The organism is Oribacterium sinus, assembly GCF_014202695.1.
In the GTDB taxonomy this organism is placed as follows: Bacteria; Bacillota; Clostridia; order Lachnospirales; family Lachnospiraceae; genus Oribacterium; species Oribacterium sinus.
In genome coordinates, this window is sequence record NZ_JACHHH010000001.1 from 259,436 (window position 1) to 277,679 (window position 18,244).

Sequence of the window (18,244 nt, forward strand, 5' to 3'; positions counted from 1 at the left end):
AGAGATGGGAAAGAAGGCGTTGATTTTTGTATTTCTCTTCTTCCTTTTCCTCATGGGAAAAGAGGGAAGAGCGGAAAATCTGAATTTAAGCTACCAGTACGGAATACAAAATACGGCGAAGTCCGGGAGAAGTCTGCCCCTTTTTCTTACAGTGGAAAATACGGAGGAACAGGTTTTTTCCGGTAACTTAAAGGTTTTATTTGCGGAATCCAACCAGAGTATCGTGGAATATTCCTACCCAATTGTGGTGGAAGGCAACAATAAAAAAGAGCTGGTAAAGAACCTGAGTCTTCCCACCGGTGTGAATCAGATGCTTATCAGCATTGAGAATAAGCGGGGAGAGCAAATCAACAGCCAAAGAGTGGGCTTGGATATTTCGGGAACCGATGCGGAGCTTTTTGTGGGAATTCTTTCCGAAAAGGGAGAGGGAATCGGTTATCTGCACAATGCCAGAATCAATAACGGACTTCTGGAAAGCAGAACTTTTGCATTTCAACCGGAGTCCTTTCCCAAGGAAGAGTCGGTGCTTTCTCTTTTGGATTTATTGATTATTCGGGATATTTCCTTTTCCGCCTTGTCCAAGGAACAGGAAAATTTCATCAATTCCTATATTGAACAGGGTGGGGTGGTTTTATTTTCTCTTTCCGGGACAAGAGGAAGAGAAACCTTAGGGGACAATTATTCCGCCTTACTGGAAAAGGAATTGGATTTTCGGGAAAGACCTCTGCATCTTGGTACAGAGGGGGACTTGGCCCAAGAGAGTACCGTATCGGTTTTCAGCTCTCCCGTACATTTTAGAGGAGGAAGAGAGGGGCTTTTTTCAGAAAATCAGCCCTACCTTTCCGTGCTTCCCAAGGGGAACGGCTTATTGGCTGTTTTAGGCTATGACTTATCCGAAGTGGAGCGCTATGCCACGGAAGACAGCTCCTATGTAGGCAGACTGCTTCTTGCCCTCTATGGGCAAAACCGTTTGGACAACCTGTCCATATCCGCATCGGAGAAAAGCTTAAAGCAGTACTGGGATTTAGAGGAGCTGATGAATCTTTCCGATTTAAGTAAGCTCCCCTCCCTGGCCTTATATTTTGCCATTCTCTTTCCCAGCCTGATTTTTCTGGGACCGGGGCTTTATCTTCTGATGCGTTCTCAGGGAAATTTAAAATACTATCGTTTGAGTATTCTGCTGTTTTCCCTCTTTTTGGGTGTAATTGTCTGGTCCCTGGGGATGGGAACCCGTTTTAACGGAAGCTTTCTTTCTTACCTGAAGCTTTCGCAAATTACGGAAAATACGGTGGAGGAACAGAACTACATTAACTTGCGTTCTCCCAATGAAAACAATATCAGTCTTTCCGTAAAGCCCGAATATACCGTGAATCCCATTGTAAAGGGAATGGATTTTACCGGAGATCTTACCGAACTTTTGCAAAAGGAAGATTTGCATCGGATGGATATTCGTAGAGACAGAGAGGAGTCTCTGATTCATATCATCAAGAGTGATGCCTTTGCTCCTCATTATTTTAATATCAATAAAAAATCCGCCAATGCCAAGGGAGATATTCAGGGCATCATCCATTATTATCAGGGAAAGATTAGCGGAAAACTGAAAAATACCACGGAATACACCTTCTATGACAGCTTTTTTTATCTTTTCGGCAGAATGGTGAAGTGTGGAAAATGGGAGAGCGGGGCGGAAATAGACCTGTCTACCTTGGAGAGCATAGCCATACCTGTGGGAGATTATGAGTACAGCAGTAATCTAATCAGTAGCGGAAACGGAAAGAACTTTCTTCGGTATATTTTAAGTGAAAGGTTGCACGGCTATTTTTCCGATGCCCGATTCTTCGGCTTTATCCGGGAGGAGCAGTTGGGCTTTACGGCAGAAAAAAATATCGAAAAATACGGTGTACATATTCTTACCCAGTCTGTGGCTTTGGATCGGAAGGAAGGAGACAGCATAGAGTATTGTGCCCTTTCCAGAGACCCTGTGGTGTCCAGCGGAGAATACGATTTACAGACCAATACCATGAATCCTATGATTCCCCTGGAAATTCATTACCCCCTGGGAGAGGAGCAGAATATTGAAGGTATCCGTTTTGAAAAGATAGAGCTGGAGGATGGAAAGCTCTTGCAGAATTTTCAGGGAAATATGGCTCTTTACAATTATCAGACAGGAGGCTATGACCTGCTTCCTTCCAAGGACGGAACCCTGGAAGGAGAGAAGCTCACTCCCTATTTAAGCGAGAAGAAGGAGCTGAATATCCGCTTTGTACCGAAGGAAAGCAATGTTTCTCCTCAAATCAGGCAGTACCTGCCTCAGATTTATGTTGTGGCAAAGGAGGAAGCATGATTCAATTCCAAAATGTAAAAAAAAGCTATGGCGGCATCAAGGTGATTGAAGACTTCTCCTTGGAGGTTTCCGATGATCAGATTTTTGGCCTGCTGGGACTTCCGGATACCGGGAAATCCACTCTTGTGAATCTTCTAATGGGGCTTTATCCCTTGGATAGCGGTCATATTTTTATTGATGATATGGAGGCAGGCTCAGGACTGCGGAGACTTAAGCGAAGGCTGGGCTATGTGCCCAATATTCCGGGAGTTTATCCCCAGATGCGGGTGGGAGAATACCTTGCGTTTTTTGCCTCCTGTTACTCTATGGAGGAAAGCCGTATTCGGGGAAGGATTCGACTACTTCTGGAAATGTCCGGGCTTTTGGCTTGGGAGGACAGTGCCATGGAGCTTTTGCCCAAGGCGGCTTTACAAAAGCTCTCCTTTGTTCGAGCAATTCTGCACGATCCCAAGATTCTGATTATTGATGAGGCTTTGGCGGGCTTGGATCCAAGAACACTGGAAGAAATCAAAACCATGCTATTGGATTATCAAAGTCAAGGAAAAAGCATTTTCATGACAGGCTCTTCCTTAGGAGAAGTGTCGGACTTTTGCACCCATCTGGGCTTTTTGCATCAGGGGAAAATGATTCGGAGCGGATCGGTGTCGCAGATCACCCGAGAGCTCAGCATGCAAAATCCTATTATTATTCAAGTGCAGGGGAAGAATACAGGACTTATGCAGGCTTTAAAAAATGAGCCGAAAGTCAAGTCTATAAGCCTTCGGGAAAATGAAATCCGGGTAGGCTTTTCGGGAAGTCAGGAGGAAGAGGCCGGGCTTTTACAAAATATAGTGGAAAGCGGAATCAAGCTTTATTCCTTCTATAGAGAGCAGGGCAGTATCGAGGGCGTTTTGTTTCAAAAATCTCAAGAGGAAAGGAGTCTTTTATCTTATGAAAGAGAATCCGATATGGAGTAAGGACAGTTTGCTGGGAAACCGAAGTTTGTTTCTTCCTATGCTGATTTTCTTTACCAATCTTTTGCTCTTTGTGCTTTTATTCGGAAATCTCTATTATATTTCCTTGAATGCACAGCAGACGGGAGAAATTCGTTACGCCATGTTTAATCGTTTTTATTATTATGTAGGGAGCGGCCTTTTTGTTTTTCTTCTGCTTTTGGCTCCTGCCCTAAGTGCTTCCAGTATTACCCAGGAAAGAGAGCAAAACAACTTAGCTCTGCTTTTGTGTACGGATTGTACGGAAAAGACCATACTACAGGGAAAGCTCATAGCCTATATGTCCACCCATCTGACTCTACTTTCCTCCACAGTTCCTTTTTTGGCTACCTTATATATCTATGGCGGAATTTCCGGCAGTTTGGTGCTTTTATATTTTTTCTTTTATATTTTTTCCGCCCTCTATTGCACGGCTCTCGGTATCTTTTGCAGTTGTCTGGGAAAGAATACGGCTTATTCCACGGCACTGAGCTACGTGCTGGAATTTATCAGCTTTTTGTTTGTTTTCTATGGACTTTACTGGTGTAGAACTCAGGGATATTTTTTCTACGGTCTGATCCTGGCATTTCTGTTTTTTATCCTCTTTAGTTTGAGTTTTTTAGGAATAGGGAAAAAATATCTAAGAGGTTTACAAACAAATTGAACTAGGATATTCTGTAGGAAGTTTAAAAGGAAGAGGGGAAACTATGTTTTCAACGGTAATGATTGGTATAGCGGGAGGTTCCGGTTCAGGAAAATCCACCTTTACCAAGAGAATCAAAGAATGCTTTCCGGAGGAAGTGGCAGTTCTCTACCACGACAATTACTATAAGTCCAATGACGGAGTGCCCTTTGCCCTACGGCAAAAGGCCAATTATGACCATCCGGATGCCTTTGAAACGGATCTTTTGATTAAGCATTTGAAGGCTTTGAGAAGGGGAGAAAGTATTTCCTCTCCCACCTATGATTTCAGTGCCCACAACAGAACCGACCGGTACTTTGTTGTAGAACCGAAGAGAATTATTCTGGTGGAGGGGATTTTGGTGCTGGAGAATCCGGAGTTGCGCTCCCTTTTTGATATAAAGATTTATGTGGAAGCGGATGCGGACGAAAGAATTATTAGGCGAATTATTCGAGATGTGAAGGAAAGAGGTCGTCAGGTAGAGGATATTTCCGAACAGTATTTAAACACGGTAAAGCCTATGCATTATCTTTATGTGGAGCCTACCAGAGCCAAGGCGGATATCGTGATGAATTCCGGAATGAATGATGTTGCCTTTGATCTGATGAAGACAAAGATTGAAAGCTTATTGCAGAATGAGTAGTAAAGGAGAAAATATGGTTTATCAATCCACACGCGGAGGAGAAGAAAATGTAAGTCCTTCTTTAGCCATTGTGCAGGGACTGGCAAAGGACGGGGGACTTTTTGTACCGAAGGAAATGCCGAAGCTTCAGAAGTCTTTAGAAGACTATGCTGAGTTATCCTATCAGGATCTGGCTTATGAAATCATGAAGCTTTATCTTACGGATTTTACGGAGGAGGAATTACGTTACTGCATTAATTCTGCCTATGATGATAAGTTTTCTACAAAGGAAATTGCCCCTGTAGTAAAAAAGGGAGACAGCTACTATCTGGAGCTCTTCCACGGAAGAACCCTGGCCTTCAAGGATATGGCACTGTCCATTCTTCCTTACCTGATGAAGGTAAGCTGTAAAAAGAATCAGATTCAGGAGAAGATTGTGATTCTTACCGCCACCTCCGGAGATACCGGAAAGGCTGCCATGGAAGGCTTTTGCGATGTGGAGGGCTGTGAGATTATTGTCTTCTATCCGAAGGACGGAGTTTCTCCCTTCCAGGAGCGGCAGATGCGTGCCCAGAAGGGACAGAACACCCATGTGGCGGCTATTCTTGGAAACTTTGATGATGCCCAGAGCGGAGTAAAGAAGATTTTCTCCGATAAAGCCTATCAGGAGAAGCTGCTGGATAAGGGCTATAGACTTTCTTCCGCTAACTCCATTAATATCGGTCGTCTGGTTCCCCAGATTGTTTACTATGTATATGCCTACTGTCGTTTGCTAAAAAGCGGAGAGCTGAAGGCCGGAGAGAGCTTGAACGTTTCCGTACCTACCGGAAATTTCGGAAATATTTTGGCGGCTTATTGTGCAAAGCGTATGGGACTTCCTTTAGGCAAGCTTCTCTGTGCTTCCAATGACAATAAGGTGTTAACCGACTTTTTCCGCACCGGAATTTACGATAAGAACCGTCCCTTCCATGTAACCACCTCCCCGTCTATGGATATTTTGATTTCCTCCAACCTGGAAAGACTCCTGTATTTTGCCGGAGAAAATGCCGAGGAATGCAAGAAGCTGATGGAAGAACTGAAGGAAAAAGGAAAATACCGGATCTCAGAGGCTATGGAGAAGGAGCTTAAGGACTTTTACAGTGGCTATGGAAAGGAAGCGGAGGGCAGTCAAAGCATTTTCCAGACCTATAAGGAAACGGGCTATGTTCTGGATCCCCATACCGCAGTGGCTAAGGTGGTGGCTGATCACTATGCCTACGAGCAGGGAAGACGGGACAAATGCCTTGTTGTTTCCACCGCAAGTCCCTATAAATTTTCCCAGACTGTTTTAAAGGCTTTAAAGGAGCCTGTGCCAAAGGATGTATTTGAAGGAATCGAAGCTTTGGAAAAGCTCTGGAAGGAGCCTATCCCTGCCCCGGTAAAGGAAGTGGAGGAGGGAGAAATTCGCCACAGTACCGTATGTTCTGTAGAGGATATGGAGGCAACGGTTTCTCATTTCTTGCTTTCCTAGGCTTTAAAAATGTGTTACACTCTCCCCGTAGTTTAGGGTGAGATTTATGATAATGAATATTCTTTTCTAAAAAGGAGGATTAATATGTTAGTTAATGCAAAGGAAATGTTGGATAAAGCGCTGGCTTCCCATTACGCCGTTCCTCAGTTTAATATCAATAACCTGGAGTGGACAAAGTCCATTCTTCTGGCTTGCGAAGAGACCAAGTCTCCAGTAATCCTTGGTGTTTCCGAGGGTGCAGGAAAGTACATGACCGGTTTTGAAACAGTAGCCGCAATGGTTAAGGCTATGGACAAGAGCCTTGGCATTACCGTTCCGGTAGCTCTGCATTTGGATCACGGCTCCTATGACGGATGCTATTCCTGCATCAAGGCAGGATTTACTTCCATCATGTTCGACGGTTCTCATTTCAATATTGAGGAAAATGTTGAAAAGACCAAGGAATTGGTAGCGGCTGCCCATAAGGCAGGTCTTTCCATTGAGGCCGAGGTAGGTTCCATAGGTGGAGAAGAAGACGGTGTTGTAGGTATGGGAGAGTGTGCGGATCCTGCTGAATGTAAGAAGATTGCAGATTTAGGCATCGACTTCCTGGCTGCAGGAATCGGAAATATCCACGGTGTTTATCCCCCTGATTGGAAGGGACTTTCCTTCGATACTCTTGCTGCAATCAAGGAGCAGATCGGAGAGAAGATGCCATTGGTACTTCATGGCGGTTCCGGAATTCCTAAGGAGATGATTCAGAAGGCAATTTCTCTGGGTGTTGCAAAGATTAATGTAAATACAGAGCTTCAGCTTGTATTTGCTGCAGCTACCAGAAAATATATTGAAGCAGGTTCCGATCAGAAGAGTAAGGGATTTGACCCGAGAAAGCTCTTAAAGCCGGGTGCAGATGCAATCATTGAAGAATGTAAGGCAAAGATTGAGTTATTCGGTTGCGCTAATAAAGCATAAGAGGAAGAAGGGGCTGTAAAAAATCAAAATAGTTTTCTAAGCAATATAGGTCTAAATTTGGGGCACGCTCTCGCTAGCTTCGCCACGTAGCGGATACTAAGCGAAAAACTTCGATTCTCTTGTTTTTCGCAAGTACCGACGGGCTCAGACTACCCCTCATTTAGACCTATATTGCCGAAAATCTATTTATTATTTTGATTTTTACAGTCCCTTTTGCATTTAAAAAGAGGAATCGTTTGGTAAAGCAATCAGTAAAGGAGTAATATGCGGACTGGAAACGGGATAGAGAATTTTTCCAAAAATGTATTTCATGACGGTGTAATGCGGGAGCGTTTACCGAAAAATGTTTACCAGAAGCTGAAGAAAAGTATGCAGGAGGGCTATGCTTTAAGTCCCGACTTGGCAGATGCGGTGGCCCAGGGAATGAAGGAATGGGCCATTGAGCAGGGAGCAACTCATTATACTCACTGGTTCCAGCCCTTATCCGGTATTACCGCGGAAAAACATGAGGCCTTTTTGAGCCCTGTGGGAGAAGGAAAGGTGATGCTGGAATTTTCCGGAAAAGAGCTGGTGCGTTCCGAGGCGGATGCCTCTTCCTTTCCCTCTGGCGGTTTAAGAGCTACCTTCGAAGCCAGAGGCTACACGGTTTGGGATTGTACCAGTCCTGCTTTCCTGAGAAAGGACGGAGAGACCACAACCCTCTGCATTCCTACAGCCTTTTGCTCCTATACCGGAGAAGCACTGGATAAAAAGACTCCCCTTCTTCGTTCCATGGAGGCGATTAATCGGGAGGCTTTACGACTCCTCCGTCTTTTTGGAAATCAGAGCAGCCGTTCCGTTAAGGCGACTGTTGGTGCAGAGCAGGAGTATTTCCTGGTAGACCGGGAAAAATACCTTAGAAGAAAAGATCTGGTTTATACCGGAAGAACTCTTTTCGGCAGAATGCCGGCAAAGGGCCAGGAGCTGGATGACCATTATTACGGAGTCATTCGGAAGAGAATTGCCGCCTTTATGGGGGATATGGATCAGGAGCTTTGGGCTTTAGGGGTTCCTGTAAAGACCGAGCACAATGAGGTGGCTCCTGCCCAGCATGAGATGGCGCCCATGTTTGAGGAAGCCAATTTAGCGGTGGATCACAATCAGCTGGTGATGGAAAATCTAAAGAAGGTGGCTTCCCGGCATGGTTTGGAGTGCCTTCTTCATGAAAAGCCCTTCGAAGGCATTAACGGTTCCGGAAAGCATAACAACTGGTCCTTGTCCACCGATGACGGCATCAATCTGATGAATCCGGGAGAAACACCCCATGAAAATGTGCAGTTCCTTCTGGTTTTGGCCTGCGTTTTAGCTGCTGTGGATAACCATGCGGACTTACTGAGGATGTCTGCGGCCAATGTGGGAAATGACCATAGACTTGGGGCGGATGAGGCACCTCCCGCCATTATTTCCTGCTTTTTGGGTAGTCAACTGGAAGAGGTGGTAGCCCAGCTCATCGGAACAGGCTATGCAACAAAATCCACAAAGGGAGAGCATATCAATACCGGTGTACGTTCCCTTCCGGATGTGGCAAGAGATGATACGGACAGAAACAGAACCTCGCCCTTTGCCTTTACCGGAAACAAGTTTGAGTTTCGTATGGTGGGTTCATCCGATTCCATTGCCGGTGCCAACATTATCCTGAACACCATTACAGCGGAGCAGTTTAAGCTGGCAGCGGATTTTCTGGAACAGCAGGAAGACTTTGAAACGGCGGTACATGATTATCTGAAGAAGCTCTTAAGAGAGCATGAGCGGATTATTTTCAATGGTAACGGCTACGGAAAGGAATGGGTAGAGGAGGCGAAGAGACGAGGCCTTCCCAATCATCCATCTATGGTGGATGCCATCTCCGCCTTGACCACGAAGAAGTCCATTGATTTATTCTCCTCCTTCGGCATCTATACGGAGACAGAGCTTAGAAGCCGGGAGCTGGTGGAGTACGAACATTACAGTAAGGTGATTTCCATTGAGGGAAGAGCCATGGTGAATATTTCCGGAAAACAGATTATTCCGGCAGCGATTCGCTTCGTACAAAACTTGGCTGAATCTTTAAATGCCGTTAAGGCTGCTTCTCCGAAGGCCAGCACCTATGCCCAGGAAAAGCTGCTAAACCGGGCCTCTCAGTATTTGGAGGATATGGAAAAGGCCAGAGAAAAGCTTTTGCAGCATTTGGAAGAGGCTGCAGAGCTTTCGGAGGAAAAGGAAAAAGCCTTTTTCTTCCATAAGGTGATTACCAAGGATATGGCGGAGTTGCGAGAGCCGGCAGATTTACTGGAGACCATCATGGACAAGAGCCTATGGCCTTTCCCAAGCTATGGAGACCTTTTATACGAAGTTTCCGAGATTTAAGAATCAGACCGATCTTGCTAAACAAATCATTTTGATTTTGACAGCCCTTTGTGAATAAAAATAAATTTCAATAAATCGTAAAGTAGTACAGGAGAAAATTTTCTTTTTTTCTATTATAATGTTCATAATATGACGATATATAATTATAATGAACGTTACTGCCTGGCATAGAAGAGGAGAAAAAATGAATTCCTGTACTATTTTATTGCGAAATATGATGGAGCATCCGGAGTACAGCCAAAGACAATGGGCTGAGGAAACAGGGATGTCCCTGGGAAAGGTGAATCAGTGCATCAAGCACTGGGAAGAAGAGGGCTATCTGGAAAAACAGGAAAGCAAGGGAGAAAAGCGGAACCTGACGGAAAAAGGAAAGGCCTTTTTACAGGAACACAAGGTGGATGCGGCACTGATTTTGGCCGCAGGCTTCGGCTCCCGCTTCGTTCCCCTAACCTATGAATGTCCCAAGGGATTGCTGGAGGTTTTTGGGGAAAGAATGATTGAGCGACAGATTAAGCAGCTTCATGAGGTAGGGATTAAGGATATCACCATCGTGGTAGGATATTTGAAGGAGAAGTTTGACTACCTTGTAGATGCTTATGGCGTGAAGCTTTTATATAATCCGGAGTACTCTACGAAGAATACCATCGGAACCCTGTATCATGCCCGAAAGGCGGTGGAGGGGAAAAACTTTTATATTCTTTCTTCCGACAACTGGATGCGGGAAAATATGTATCACAGCATTGAGCCCCTATCCTGGTATGCTGCCAGCTACATGGCAGGAGAGACTAAGGAGTGGGTTTTAGACTGCGGAAAGGACGGACAGATTAAAAGAGTGGAGGTAGGCGGAGAAGATGCCTACTGTATGTACGGTCCGGTGTTCCTGAAGAAGGAATTTTTCGCGGCTCTTCGGCCCTTTATAGAGGAATACTACCATAGACCGGGAACGGAAGATTTTTACTGGGAGGATGTGCTCCGTTTAGAGTTAAAGCATTTGCCCCCAATCTATCGAAATGAGCAAAAGGACGGACAGATTTATGAATTTGAAAATTTAGAAGAGCTGCGTCTTTTTGATGAAAAGTACAATGACCATTCCGGTTCGGAAGCTATGGAGCTGATTTCTTCGGTTTTTCGGATTCCGGAGCGGGATATTGTAAAGCTTCGTTGCTTAAAGGCGGGAATGACCAATAAATCCTTCCTGTTCAGTATCCATGAGGAAAGTGAAAATAAAGACTATGCCGGAAAGGATTTCATTTGCCGAATCCCCGGAGTGGGCACCGGCAAGCTGATTAACAGAAGAGAAGAAGAGGAAATTTACAGCATTGTAAAGGATCTGGAGATTACAGAGGAGCTTCTGTACTTTAATCCGGAAAACGGCTATAAGATTTCCCGCTACTATGAGGAAGCCAGAAATGCAGACTTTTCCAAACAAGAGGAAAGAAGAGCCTGTATGAAGCTTTTATTAAAGCTGCACGAAGGAAAAAAAGAGGTGAATCACGCCTTTTCCCTGGGAGAAAAAATCCAATATTACGAAGATATCTGCCTGGAAGGAGGAGGAGAAATCCCCTATCAGGACTATGGAAAAATCAAAGAAGGAATGAAAAGGATGCTTCAGTTTACGGAAGGAACGAACCCACCCCTTTGCCTTTGTCATATCGATGCGGTGCAGGATAATTTTATCTTCACAAAAGAAGGCGTGAAGATGATTGACTGGGAGTACGCAGGCATGGCAGATCCCTTGCTGGATATCGCCATGGGAGCAATCTACTCCTATATGGATTTTGAAGAAGCAAAGCAATTTTTAAAAGATTATCTGCAGGTGGCGAAGGCGGAAGGAGAAGAAAAACCGCTGATTCTGAGCAGAAGAACAGAAGCGGATTTGGAAAAACTACTGATTGCCTATATGGGATTATCAGGACTGTTATGGAGCCTGTGGTGTGCTTATAAGATGAGAAAAGGACAAGAATTTGGAGAATACAGTCTGAAAATGCTTAGATACTTCAAGGATGCCAAGAAGATTTTGGGAATTTAGAACCGGAATCGTTTTTAGATTTGAAAGCCATGAAGCTAGACTTGGCAATAAAGTATAATCTCAAAAGTAGCCATTCAGTCATTAGCTCAAAAGTCTTAACTCAGCCATAAGCCTAAAAGTGGCGAAGCCACTTTTATAAAAAGCAGCCGATGCAGATTTTTGCTCATAAGCTAGCTTATGGACAAAAATCCGTATCGGTTGCTTTAGCATTCCTACGGAATGCGTAGGCTTATGGCGTGCAGCCCGAATGCGTAGGCTTATTATGGCGTACAGCCAACGCAGGCTTAAACGTATATAATTCATGAGTTTATAAGCTGCACAGGCTCAAAAGAGTACTGCCTACTCATTCTTATAACGCCTATCCAAATCGCCGATAAGAATAAGAACAATTCTTTATACTATTTTCACTTTTATTCTCCATAAAATAGTATAAAATAATTCTATTGCTAAAAAAATATCAAAATTCAAGGAGGAATCCCATGGCAAAAACAATACTAGTAGGAGCTAACCACGCAGGAACAGCCTGCGCAAACACCATTTTGTCTTATCCCAATCAGGAGCTTACCATTTATGACCAGAACAGCAACATTTCCTTTTTAGGATGTGGAATGGCACTCTGGATCGGAGAACAGATTCATTCCGGAGACGGCCTGTTCTATGCAAAGCCACAGGACTTTCTGACAAAGGGAGCCAAGGTAAATATGGAGTCTCAGGTACTTTCCGTGGATTATGACAAGAAGACCGTTAAGGTACAGCTTAAAGACGGACAGGTGATTGAAGATCACTACGACAATTTGGTTTTTGCTACAGGATCCATCCCCAACAGAATCCCGGTAAAAGGCTTTGATTTAGAAAATGTACAGATGGTAAAGCTTTACCAGAACGCTGCGGAGGTTATTGAAAAGCTGAAGAATAAGGGCGAATTCAAGAAGGTATGTGTTCTTGGAGGAGGCTATATCGGTGTGGAGCTTGCGGAAGCCTTCCAGCGTCTTGGCTTGGAAGTAACCTTAATCGATATGGTGGATCGTATTCTTGCAGGATATTTTGATGCTCCCTTCTCCGATGAGTTGAAGAACAGAATGGAAGAGCACTGCATTAAGCTTGCTTTGGGTGAGAAGGTAGAAGAGTTCTTAGGAGAGGGTAAGGTATCCGGCGTTAAGACCGATAAGGGTGTATATGATGCGGATATGGTAATCTGTGCAGTGGGCTTCAGACCCAATGCAAGCCTGGGAGCGGACCACTTAAAGTTGTATCAAAACGGTGCTTACCTGGTAAACAGAAAGCAGCAGACCAGCGATCCTTCCGTTTATGCCATCGGAGACTGTGCAAGCCTTTATGACAATGCAAGAGGCAGAGAAAACTATATCGCCTTGGCGACCAATGCGGTACGTTCCGGCGTTGTGGCAGGCCATAACATCTGCGGAACTCCTGTAGAAAGCTTAGGCGTTCAGGGCTCCAGTGCTTTAGGAATCTACGGCTACAAGCTGGCATGTACTGGACTTTCCTTAGCAGCGGCGGAGAGAGAAGGCATGGACGTATCCTACGAGGATTACGAGGATACCCAGTTCCCTGCCTTTATGGAAGTGGAGAATCCGAAGGTGAAGATTCGTATTGTTTACAAGAAGGAGGATAAAAAGATTGTGGGCTGCCAGTTAGGCTCCAGCTACGATGCAACTGCCATCATTCATTTCTTCTCTCTGGCTATTCAGAAGGGCCTGACCATGCCGGAGCTTCCTTTGGTGGATCTTTTCTTTATGCCTCACTTCAATCAGCCCTATAACTATGTCACCAGAACAGGATTGAACTGGCTGAATAAGGAATTAGGCTTAAAGGGCTAAGAAACATCCTTAAAAACGGAAAAAATTCTTATAATTGTTAAGGAAAAGTAAGAGCTTAGTATAGAAATTTGAAAGCTTGCTATGCTATAGTTTAGAAAAGACGAAAATAGGCAGTTTTCTATAGGAGAGCTGCCTTTTTCATAGACTTATACAGAATCCGTTTTAATGGGAGGAAGATTATGAAACTGGGAAAGAAATTCGGCATAAAAGCTTTGGCACTTGGGCTCTGTGTAGCCAGCCTTTCGCTGACAGCCTTTGCGGCGGGATGGGGACAGCAGGACGGAAAGTATTACTTTGTGGATTCTAAGACCAATCAGAAGGTTAGCGGAAAGTGGATTCATACATCTTCCGGATATTATTACATTGGAGCCGATACCTATATGGTAACCGGCTGGAAGAAGATTAATAACTCCTGGCATTATTTTCGTCCGTCAGGTCTTATGGTAACCGGTTGGAGAGAGATTGATAAGCAGTGGTATTACTTAAAGACAGACGGTACCATGCAGACCGGCTGGTTGAAACTGCAGAAGGATGGAAAGGACGTTTGGTACTATCTGAAGGCTTCCGGTGTTATGGCCAAGGGATGGAGAAAGATTTCCGATAAATGGTATTATTTCCGTTCGGAAGACGGCTCTTTGGTTATGGGACAGTGGCAGAAGATTTCCGATAAGTGGTATTATTTCGGAAATGATGGTGCTATGCAGACCGGCTGGCTACAATTAAACGGAACTTACTATTATCTTTCCGCAAGCAATGGTAATATGGAAACGGGCTGGAAGACGGACACAGACGGCAATAAGTATTATTTGGATCCTTCTAACGGAAAGATGGCTAGAGCTTGGACCAAGATTGAGAACGTTTGGTACTATTTCCAGGATAACGGTAAGATGGTGAAGGGATGGCTGAAAGAGAAGAGCCATTACTACTATTTACAGGACGGAAAGATGCTCAGCAATACCACCGTTAATCTGGATGGAAGGGACTTTAGCTTTAATGAGCACGGTGTTTGCACCTCCGATATTTCCAATGTAACGGCTACCGAAGCCAATGCGAATACCGACAATACCAACAATAACAACAATAATAACAACAATAATAACAACAATAATGTAGGCCCCGGAGGAAATAGCGGTAATACTCCCGGAGGTGACAGCAATAGCCAGAGTAGTCCTGCAAACGGAGACGGCCCCAGCAGTAACGGTCCCGGCGGAAGTAATTCCTCTTCCTCTACTCCCGGCGGTGCACAGGGACAGGGAACCATTCAGGAAGGCAATACCCAGGGACCACAGTAATATAGAATTTCAGGGAGTGCGATAGGACTTTTTGTCCGGAATTCTCTATAGAATTTTTGATAAGGGCTTTAGGACAGGTCTTGCGGTAAAAAAATCAAATAAGAATAATGCTTCTAAAGAATAGGTCTGAAGATGGGGATTTCGAAAATACCCCGTTTTCAGACCTATATTACATGGAGGCTTTTACAGACCTAAGCTTTTATACAGAATTAAGCTTTTATACAGAACTAAGGTTAATAAAAATTTACGCTTGTATATTGTCGCAAAACAAGGAACTTATGCTAAAATATGGCAAGAAATTTACTCGTCAGGAATCGGTTTATTGTTTCTTAGAGAGGAGTAGGAATGATAGAGGATTATTTAGAAGCCAAAAAATTAGGAGACAGAGCCTATAGAAATGCCCTTTTGACGGGGCAGTATCCTTATTTGGAAGCTTTGGATGATAAATTAAAGGATGAAGATATTCAGGGAGAGAACCGCCTTGGTGTCCTGGAGATACCCTTGGAAGATATTGTAGGAACCAAAACCACCGGAAGACAGCAGGCCTTTGCCAAGAATTTCATGCCGATTTTAGGGGCAAAAACGGAATTTGCCTTTAAATGGTCGGCTCTTTATGATTCTGTCAAGGAAGAGGGTGTTCGGGAGCCTATCTTGGTTTATGAATACATGTATAAATTCTATGTACAGGAAGGAAACAAGAGAGTTTCCGTCAGCCGCTTTAATGAAGCGGTTTCCATTCCCGCTACAGTAATTCGTATATTACCGAAGCGCACAGAGGAACGGGAAAATAAGCTGTATTATGAATTTGTGGATTTTTATAAATGTACCGGAATCTATAGAATTCGTTTTTCCGAGCTGGGAGCCTATGACCGGCTTTGTCAGGTAATGGGGAAAAAACCCGGAGAGCTTTGGGAAGAGGAGCTTTGCCGAGACCTTCGTGCGGCCTATTCTCGTTTTGCGGAGCTCTATATGCAAATGGGTGGAGGAAAGCTGGGAAATACTATCGGAGATGCTTTCTATGTTTATCTTACCGTCTTCGGGATGGAATCTATTTTGCATAACAGTACGGAGGAAATTAAAGAAAATATAGAACGTCTTTGGAATGAATATAGAAAGTCTGCCGGAGATGTGGTGCTGGTACAGAATCCTGAGGAAGTGAAAAAAGTCAGCGGCTTTATGGACTTGTTCCAGAGCGGAAAGCTCTATAACGGAAAGCATCCTCTGAAGATTGCTTTTCTGTATGAACGTACGGTACAGGATTCCACTTGGGCCTATGCCCATGAGCTGGGACGAAATTACATTATGGAGAAGTTCCGGGGCTTGGTAGAAACGAAGATTTTTGAGTCCTGTAATACGGAGGAGCGTATTCAGGATAGTATAGAGGAGGCCATTCGCTGGGGGGCAGAGCTCATTTTTACCACAGCCAGCCTGATGGCTCAGCTTAGTATCAAGATGGCTCTGGAGCATCCGGAGACTTCCATCCTGAATTGTTCGGTAAATACCTCTTACAATTCCATTCGTACCTACTATGGCAGAATGTATGAAGCCAAGTTTTTGATGGGGGCTTTGGCGGCATCCATTACCGATGGAAATGACTTAGGCTATGTGGAGCAGTTTCCGCTGTACGGAACCATTGCCAATATCAATGCCTTTGCCATCGGCGCCCAGTTTATCAATCCATGGAGCAAAGTACATCTTTCCTGGAGCGGTTTGCAGGACGTAAACTGGAAGGAAGAGTTTCGGAAGCAGGGAATCAGAACGATTTCCGGACCGGAATTTGCGAAGCCGACAGAAGTCAGCAGAGAATTTGGACTTTATATCAGGGAAGAGGGAGAGAAGGTCTTTAATGTGGCGGCTCCGGTTTATGACTGGGGAAAGTATTATGCTTTGATTTTGCAGTCGATTTTAGAGGGCTCCTACCATGCCAACAGCTTGGCTAAGGCCCATAATGCCTTGAACTATTACTTTGGACTGAAGGAAGGGGTTATTGATATTATCCTTTCCCGGGATTTAAGCTATGCCTCTAAAAAATTGATTTCTATCTTAAGGAGAGAAATTGTAGAAGGAAGTCTTGCGCCCTTTTCCGGAGAAATTCACAGCCAAAGCGAAAAGCTTAGAAGGGAAGGAGACGAGAGTTTGGACTTGGAAGAAATTGTAGATATGCGTTGGTTAAATGATAATGTGGTGGGAGAAATCCCTCCCTTGGACCGATTTACCAAAGAATCCCAAGAGGCTATCCTGTCGGGAGGATTTTTACTGTGAGAATATTATGTATAGCAGATGAGGAAAACAAGGGTTTATGGGATCATTTTGATAAGGGAAAGCTAAAGGATATTGACTTGATTCTTTCCGCAGGAGATTTACACTCCGATTACCTGCAGTTTTTGGTTACCATGGGCAAGGCACCTCTTCTTTATGTGCACGGAAATCATGACCAGGGCTACGAGAAAAGACCGCCCTTAGGCTGTGAGTGCATCGAAGATAAGGTTTATGATTTTAAAGGACTTCGTATACTGGGACTGGGAGGCTCCTTCCGTTACAAGCCCGGAGACCATATGTATACGGAACAGGAGATGCAGAAGCGCATTCAAAAAGTAAAGAAAGACATTGTCCTAAAGAATGGATTTGATATTTTACTGACCCATGCGCCGGTGAAGGGGTACGGAGACATGGAAGACTTGCCCCATCAGGGCTTTCAGGCCTTTGAGGACTTATTGCAAAAATATAAACCCAAGTACATGATTCACGGGCATATTCATAAAAGCTATGGAGACGCCTATAAACAAGAGTGCATGCATTCCTCAGGCACGAAAATAATTAATGCATTTGATAAATATATTTTAGATATTGGGGAGGATGAATATCCCAATGAGGGAAAGACGGGATCTTTCCTCTATGACCTATACAAACAAGTAACCAACAAAAAGGGAAGAGGAACATTATGATTGAAGGGCAGTGGCTAAGCAAGCTGCAGGGAGAATTTCAAAAACCCTATTATAAAAAACTCTATGAAACCGTGAGAGAAGAGTATAAGCATCATACTATTTTTCCTCCCAAGGAAAAGCTTTTTCGAGCTTATAGCCTTTGTCCCTATGAAAAGCTGAAGGTAGTCATTTTGGGGCAGGACCCGTACCATAATTTTGGGCAAGCCCAGGGCTTATCTTTTTCCGTGGGAAAAGGCATTCCCTTTCCCCCTTCCTTACAGAATATTTTCAAAGAATTACAGGAGGATATAGGCTGTAAAATTCCGAAGAGCGGAGAGTTGGATGCCTGGGCAAAGCAAGGGGTGCTTCTTTTAAACACGGTGCTTACGGTTCGAGCCCATGAGGCCAATTCTCATAGGGGCATCGGCTGGGAGGAGTTTACGGATGCAACCATACGGGCCATAGAAGAGAAGGAAGAGCCCGTAGTTTATATCCTATGGGGATCTTCCGCCCAGAGTAAGGCAAAGATGATTCATCAAAAAAGACGATTGATTTTAAAAGCCCCCCATCCAAGTCCTTTAAGCTCTTACAGGGGATTTTTCGGATCCAGGCCTTTTTCCCGGTGCAATGCCTACCTTCGAAAGGAAGGGCAGGAGGAAATTGATTGGGCTTTGAAAGCATAAAAATAGAAAGGTT

At 44.3% G+C, this 18,244-nt stretch carries 13 protein-coding genes; all 13 read left to right on the forward strand.

Translation table 11 applies throughout. The features are described from left to right. The first annotated feature begins 4 nt into the window (after positions 1 to 4). The 13 genes from HNQ46_RS01085 to HNQ46_RS01145 all read left to right on the forward strand — a co-directional run bounded on the left by HNQ46_RS01085 (position 5) and on the right by HNQ46_RS01145 (position 18,231). Complete coding sequence (locus HNQ46_RS01085; protein WP_183681830.1) at positions 5 to 2,344, forward strand: hypothetical protein; 2,340 nt, start codon at positions 5 to 7, stop codon at positions 2,342 to 2,344. Further along, entirely contained in the window at positions 2,341 to 3,300 is a 960-nt protein-coding gene (locus HNQ46_RS01090; protein ID WP_183681833.1) for an ABC transporter ATP-binding protein, read from the forward strand. Before HNQ46_RS01085 ends, HNQ46_RS01090 begins: the two co-directional genes overlap by 4 nt. Then, positions 3,275 to 3,979, forward strand: a complete 705-nt coding sequence (locus HNQ46_RS01095; protein WP_183681836.1) for an ABC transporter permease — start codon at positions 3,275 to 3,277, stop codon at positions 3,977 to 3,979. The genes HNQ46_RS01090 and HNQ46_RS01095 overlap by 26 nt, the downstream gene beginning before the upstream one ends. A gap of 43 nt (positions 3,980 to 4,022) precedes the next feature. Continuing rightward, positions 4,023 to 4,640 carry a uridine kinase gene (gene udk, locus HNQ46_RS01100; protein ID WP_243155795.1) on the forward strand — a complete coding sequence of 206 codons (618 nt, stop codon included), beginning with the start codon at positions 4,023 to 4,025 and terminating at the stop codon, positions 4,638 to 4,640. A gap of 13 nt (positions 4,641 to 4,653) precedes the next feature. After that, on the forward strand, positions 4,654 to 6,129 hold the full coding sequence (thrC, locus tag HNQ46_RS01105; protein WP_183681839.1) for a threonine synthase: 1,476 nt from the start codon (positions 4,654 to 4,656) through the stop codon (positions 6,127 to 6,129). Between the two features lie 84 nt (positions 6,130 to 6,213). Further along, positions 6,214 to 7,080, forward strand: coding sequence for a class II fructose-1,6-bisphosphate aldolase (gene fba / locus HNQ46_RS01110; RefSeq protein ID WP_040648254.1), 867 nt, complete (start codon positions 6,214 to 6,216; stop codon positions 7,078 to 7,080). A 264-nt stretch (positions 7,081 to 7,344) separates the two neighbouring features. After that, on the forward strand, positions 7,345 to 9,465 hold the full coding sequence (locus HNQ46_RS01115; RefSeq protein ID WP_183681843.1) for a glutamine synthetase III family protein: 2,121 nt from the start codon (positions 7,345 to 7,347) through the stop codon (positions 9,463 to 9,465). Between the two features lie 184 nt (positions 9,466 to 9,649). Continuing rightward, positions 9,650 to 11,494, forward strand: a complete 1,845-nt coding sequence (locus HNQ46_RS01120) for a sugar phosphate nucleotidyltransferase (protein WP_183681846.1) — start codon at positions 9,650 to 9,652, stop codon at positions 11,492 to 11,494. 479 nt (positions 11,495 to 11,973) lie between these two features. Next, positions 11,974 to 13,332: a H2O-forming NADH oxidase gene (nox, locus tag HNQ46_RS01125; protein ID WP_183681848.1), complete on the forward strand. Its 1,359-nt coding sequence runs from the start codon at positions 11,974 to 11,976 to the stop codon at positions 13,330 to 13,332. Positions 13,333 to 13,511: 179 nt separating this feature from the next. Next, positions 13,512 to 14,624, forward strand: coding sequence for an N-acetylmuramoyl-L-alanine amidase family protein (locus tag HNQ46_RS01130; protein WP_183681851.1), 1,113 nt, complete (start codon positions 13,512 to 13,514; stop codon positions 14,622 to 14,624). A 345-nt stretch (positions 14,625 to 14,969) separates the two neighbouring features. Beyond that, on the forward strand, positions 14,970 to 16,886 hold the full coding sequence (locus tag HNQ46_RS01135; RefSeq protein ID WP_183681854.1) for a BMP family ABC transporter substrate-binding protein: 1,917 nt from the start codon (positions 14,970 to 14,972) through the stop codon (positions 16,884 to 16,886). Then, positions 16,883 to 17,569: a metallophosphoesterase family protein gene (locus tag HNQ46_RS01140; RefSeq protein WP_183681857.1), complete on the forward strand. Its 687-nt coding sequence runs from the start codon at positions 16,883 to 16,885 to the stop codon at positions 17,567 to 17,569. The genes HNQ46_RS01135 and HNQ46_RS01140 overlap by 4 nt, the downstream gene beginning before the upstream one ends. Continuing rightward, positions 17,566 to 18,231, forward strand: a complete 666-nt coding sequence (locus HNQ46_RS01145; RefSeq protein WP_183681861.1) for a uracil-DNA glycosylase — start codon at positions 17,566 to 17,568, stop codon at positions 18,229 to 18,231. The genes HNQ46_RS01140 and HNQ46_RS01145 overlap by 4 nt, the downstream gene beginning before the upstream one ends. Positions 18,232 to 18,244 lie beyond the last annotated feature (13 nt).

Excerpts from the sequence above, each read along its gene's own strand:
- nox (WP_183681848.1), top strand. The coding sequence starts at position 11,974 with ATGGCAAAAACAATACTAGTAGGAGCTAACCACGCAGGAACAGCCTGC.
- fba (WP_040648254.1), top strand. The coding sequence starts at position 6,214 with ATGTTAGTTAATGCAAAGGAAATGTTGGATAAAGCGCTGGCTTCCCAT.
- HNQ46_RS01120 (WP_183681846.1), top strand. The coding sequence starts at position 9,650 with ATGAATTCCTGTACTATTTTATTGCGAAATATGATGGAGCATCCGGAG.
- HNQ46_RS01085 (WP_183681830.1), top strand. The coding sequence starts at position 5 with ATGGGAAAGAAGGCGTTGATTTTTGTATTTCTCTTCTTCCTTTTCCTC.
- HNQ46_RS01095 (WP_183681836.1), top strand. The coding sequence starts at position 3,275 with ATGAAAGAGAATCCGATATGGAGTAAGGACAGTTTGCTGGGAAACCGA.
- HNQ46_RS01130 (WP_183681851.1), top strand. The coding sequence starts at position 13,512 with ATGAAACTGGGAAAGAAATTCGGCATAAAAGCTTTGGCACTTGGGCTC.
- HNQ46_RS01115 (WP_183681843.1), top strand. The coding sequence starts at position 7,345 with ATGCGGACTGGAAACGGGATAGAGAATTTTTCCAAAAATGTATTTCAT.
- udk (WP_243155795.1), top strand. The coding sequence starts at position 4,023 with ATGTTTTCAACGGTAATGATTGGTATAGCGGGAGGTTCCGGTTCAGGA.
- HNQ46_RS01090 (WP_183681833.1), top strand. The coding sequence starts at position 2,341 with ATGATTCAATTCCAAAATGTAAAAAAAAGCTATGGCGGCATCAAGGTG.
- HNQ46_RS01135 (WP_183681854.1), top strand. The coding sequence starts at position 14,970 with ATGATAGAGGATTATTTAGAAGCCAAAAAATTAGGAGACAGAGCCTAT.
- thrC (WP_183681839.1), top strand. The coding sequence starts at position 4,654 with ATGGTTTATCAATCCACACGCGGAGGAGAAGAAAATGTAAGTCCTTCT.
- HNQ46_RS01145 (WP_183681861.1), top strand. The coding sequence starts at position 17,566 with ATGATTGAAGGGCAGTGGCTAAGCAAGCTGCAGGGAGAATTTCAAAAA.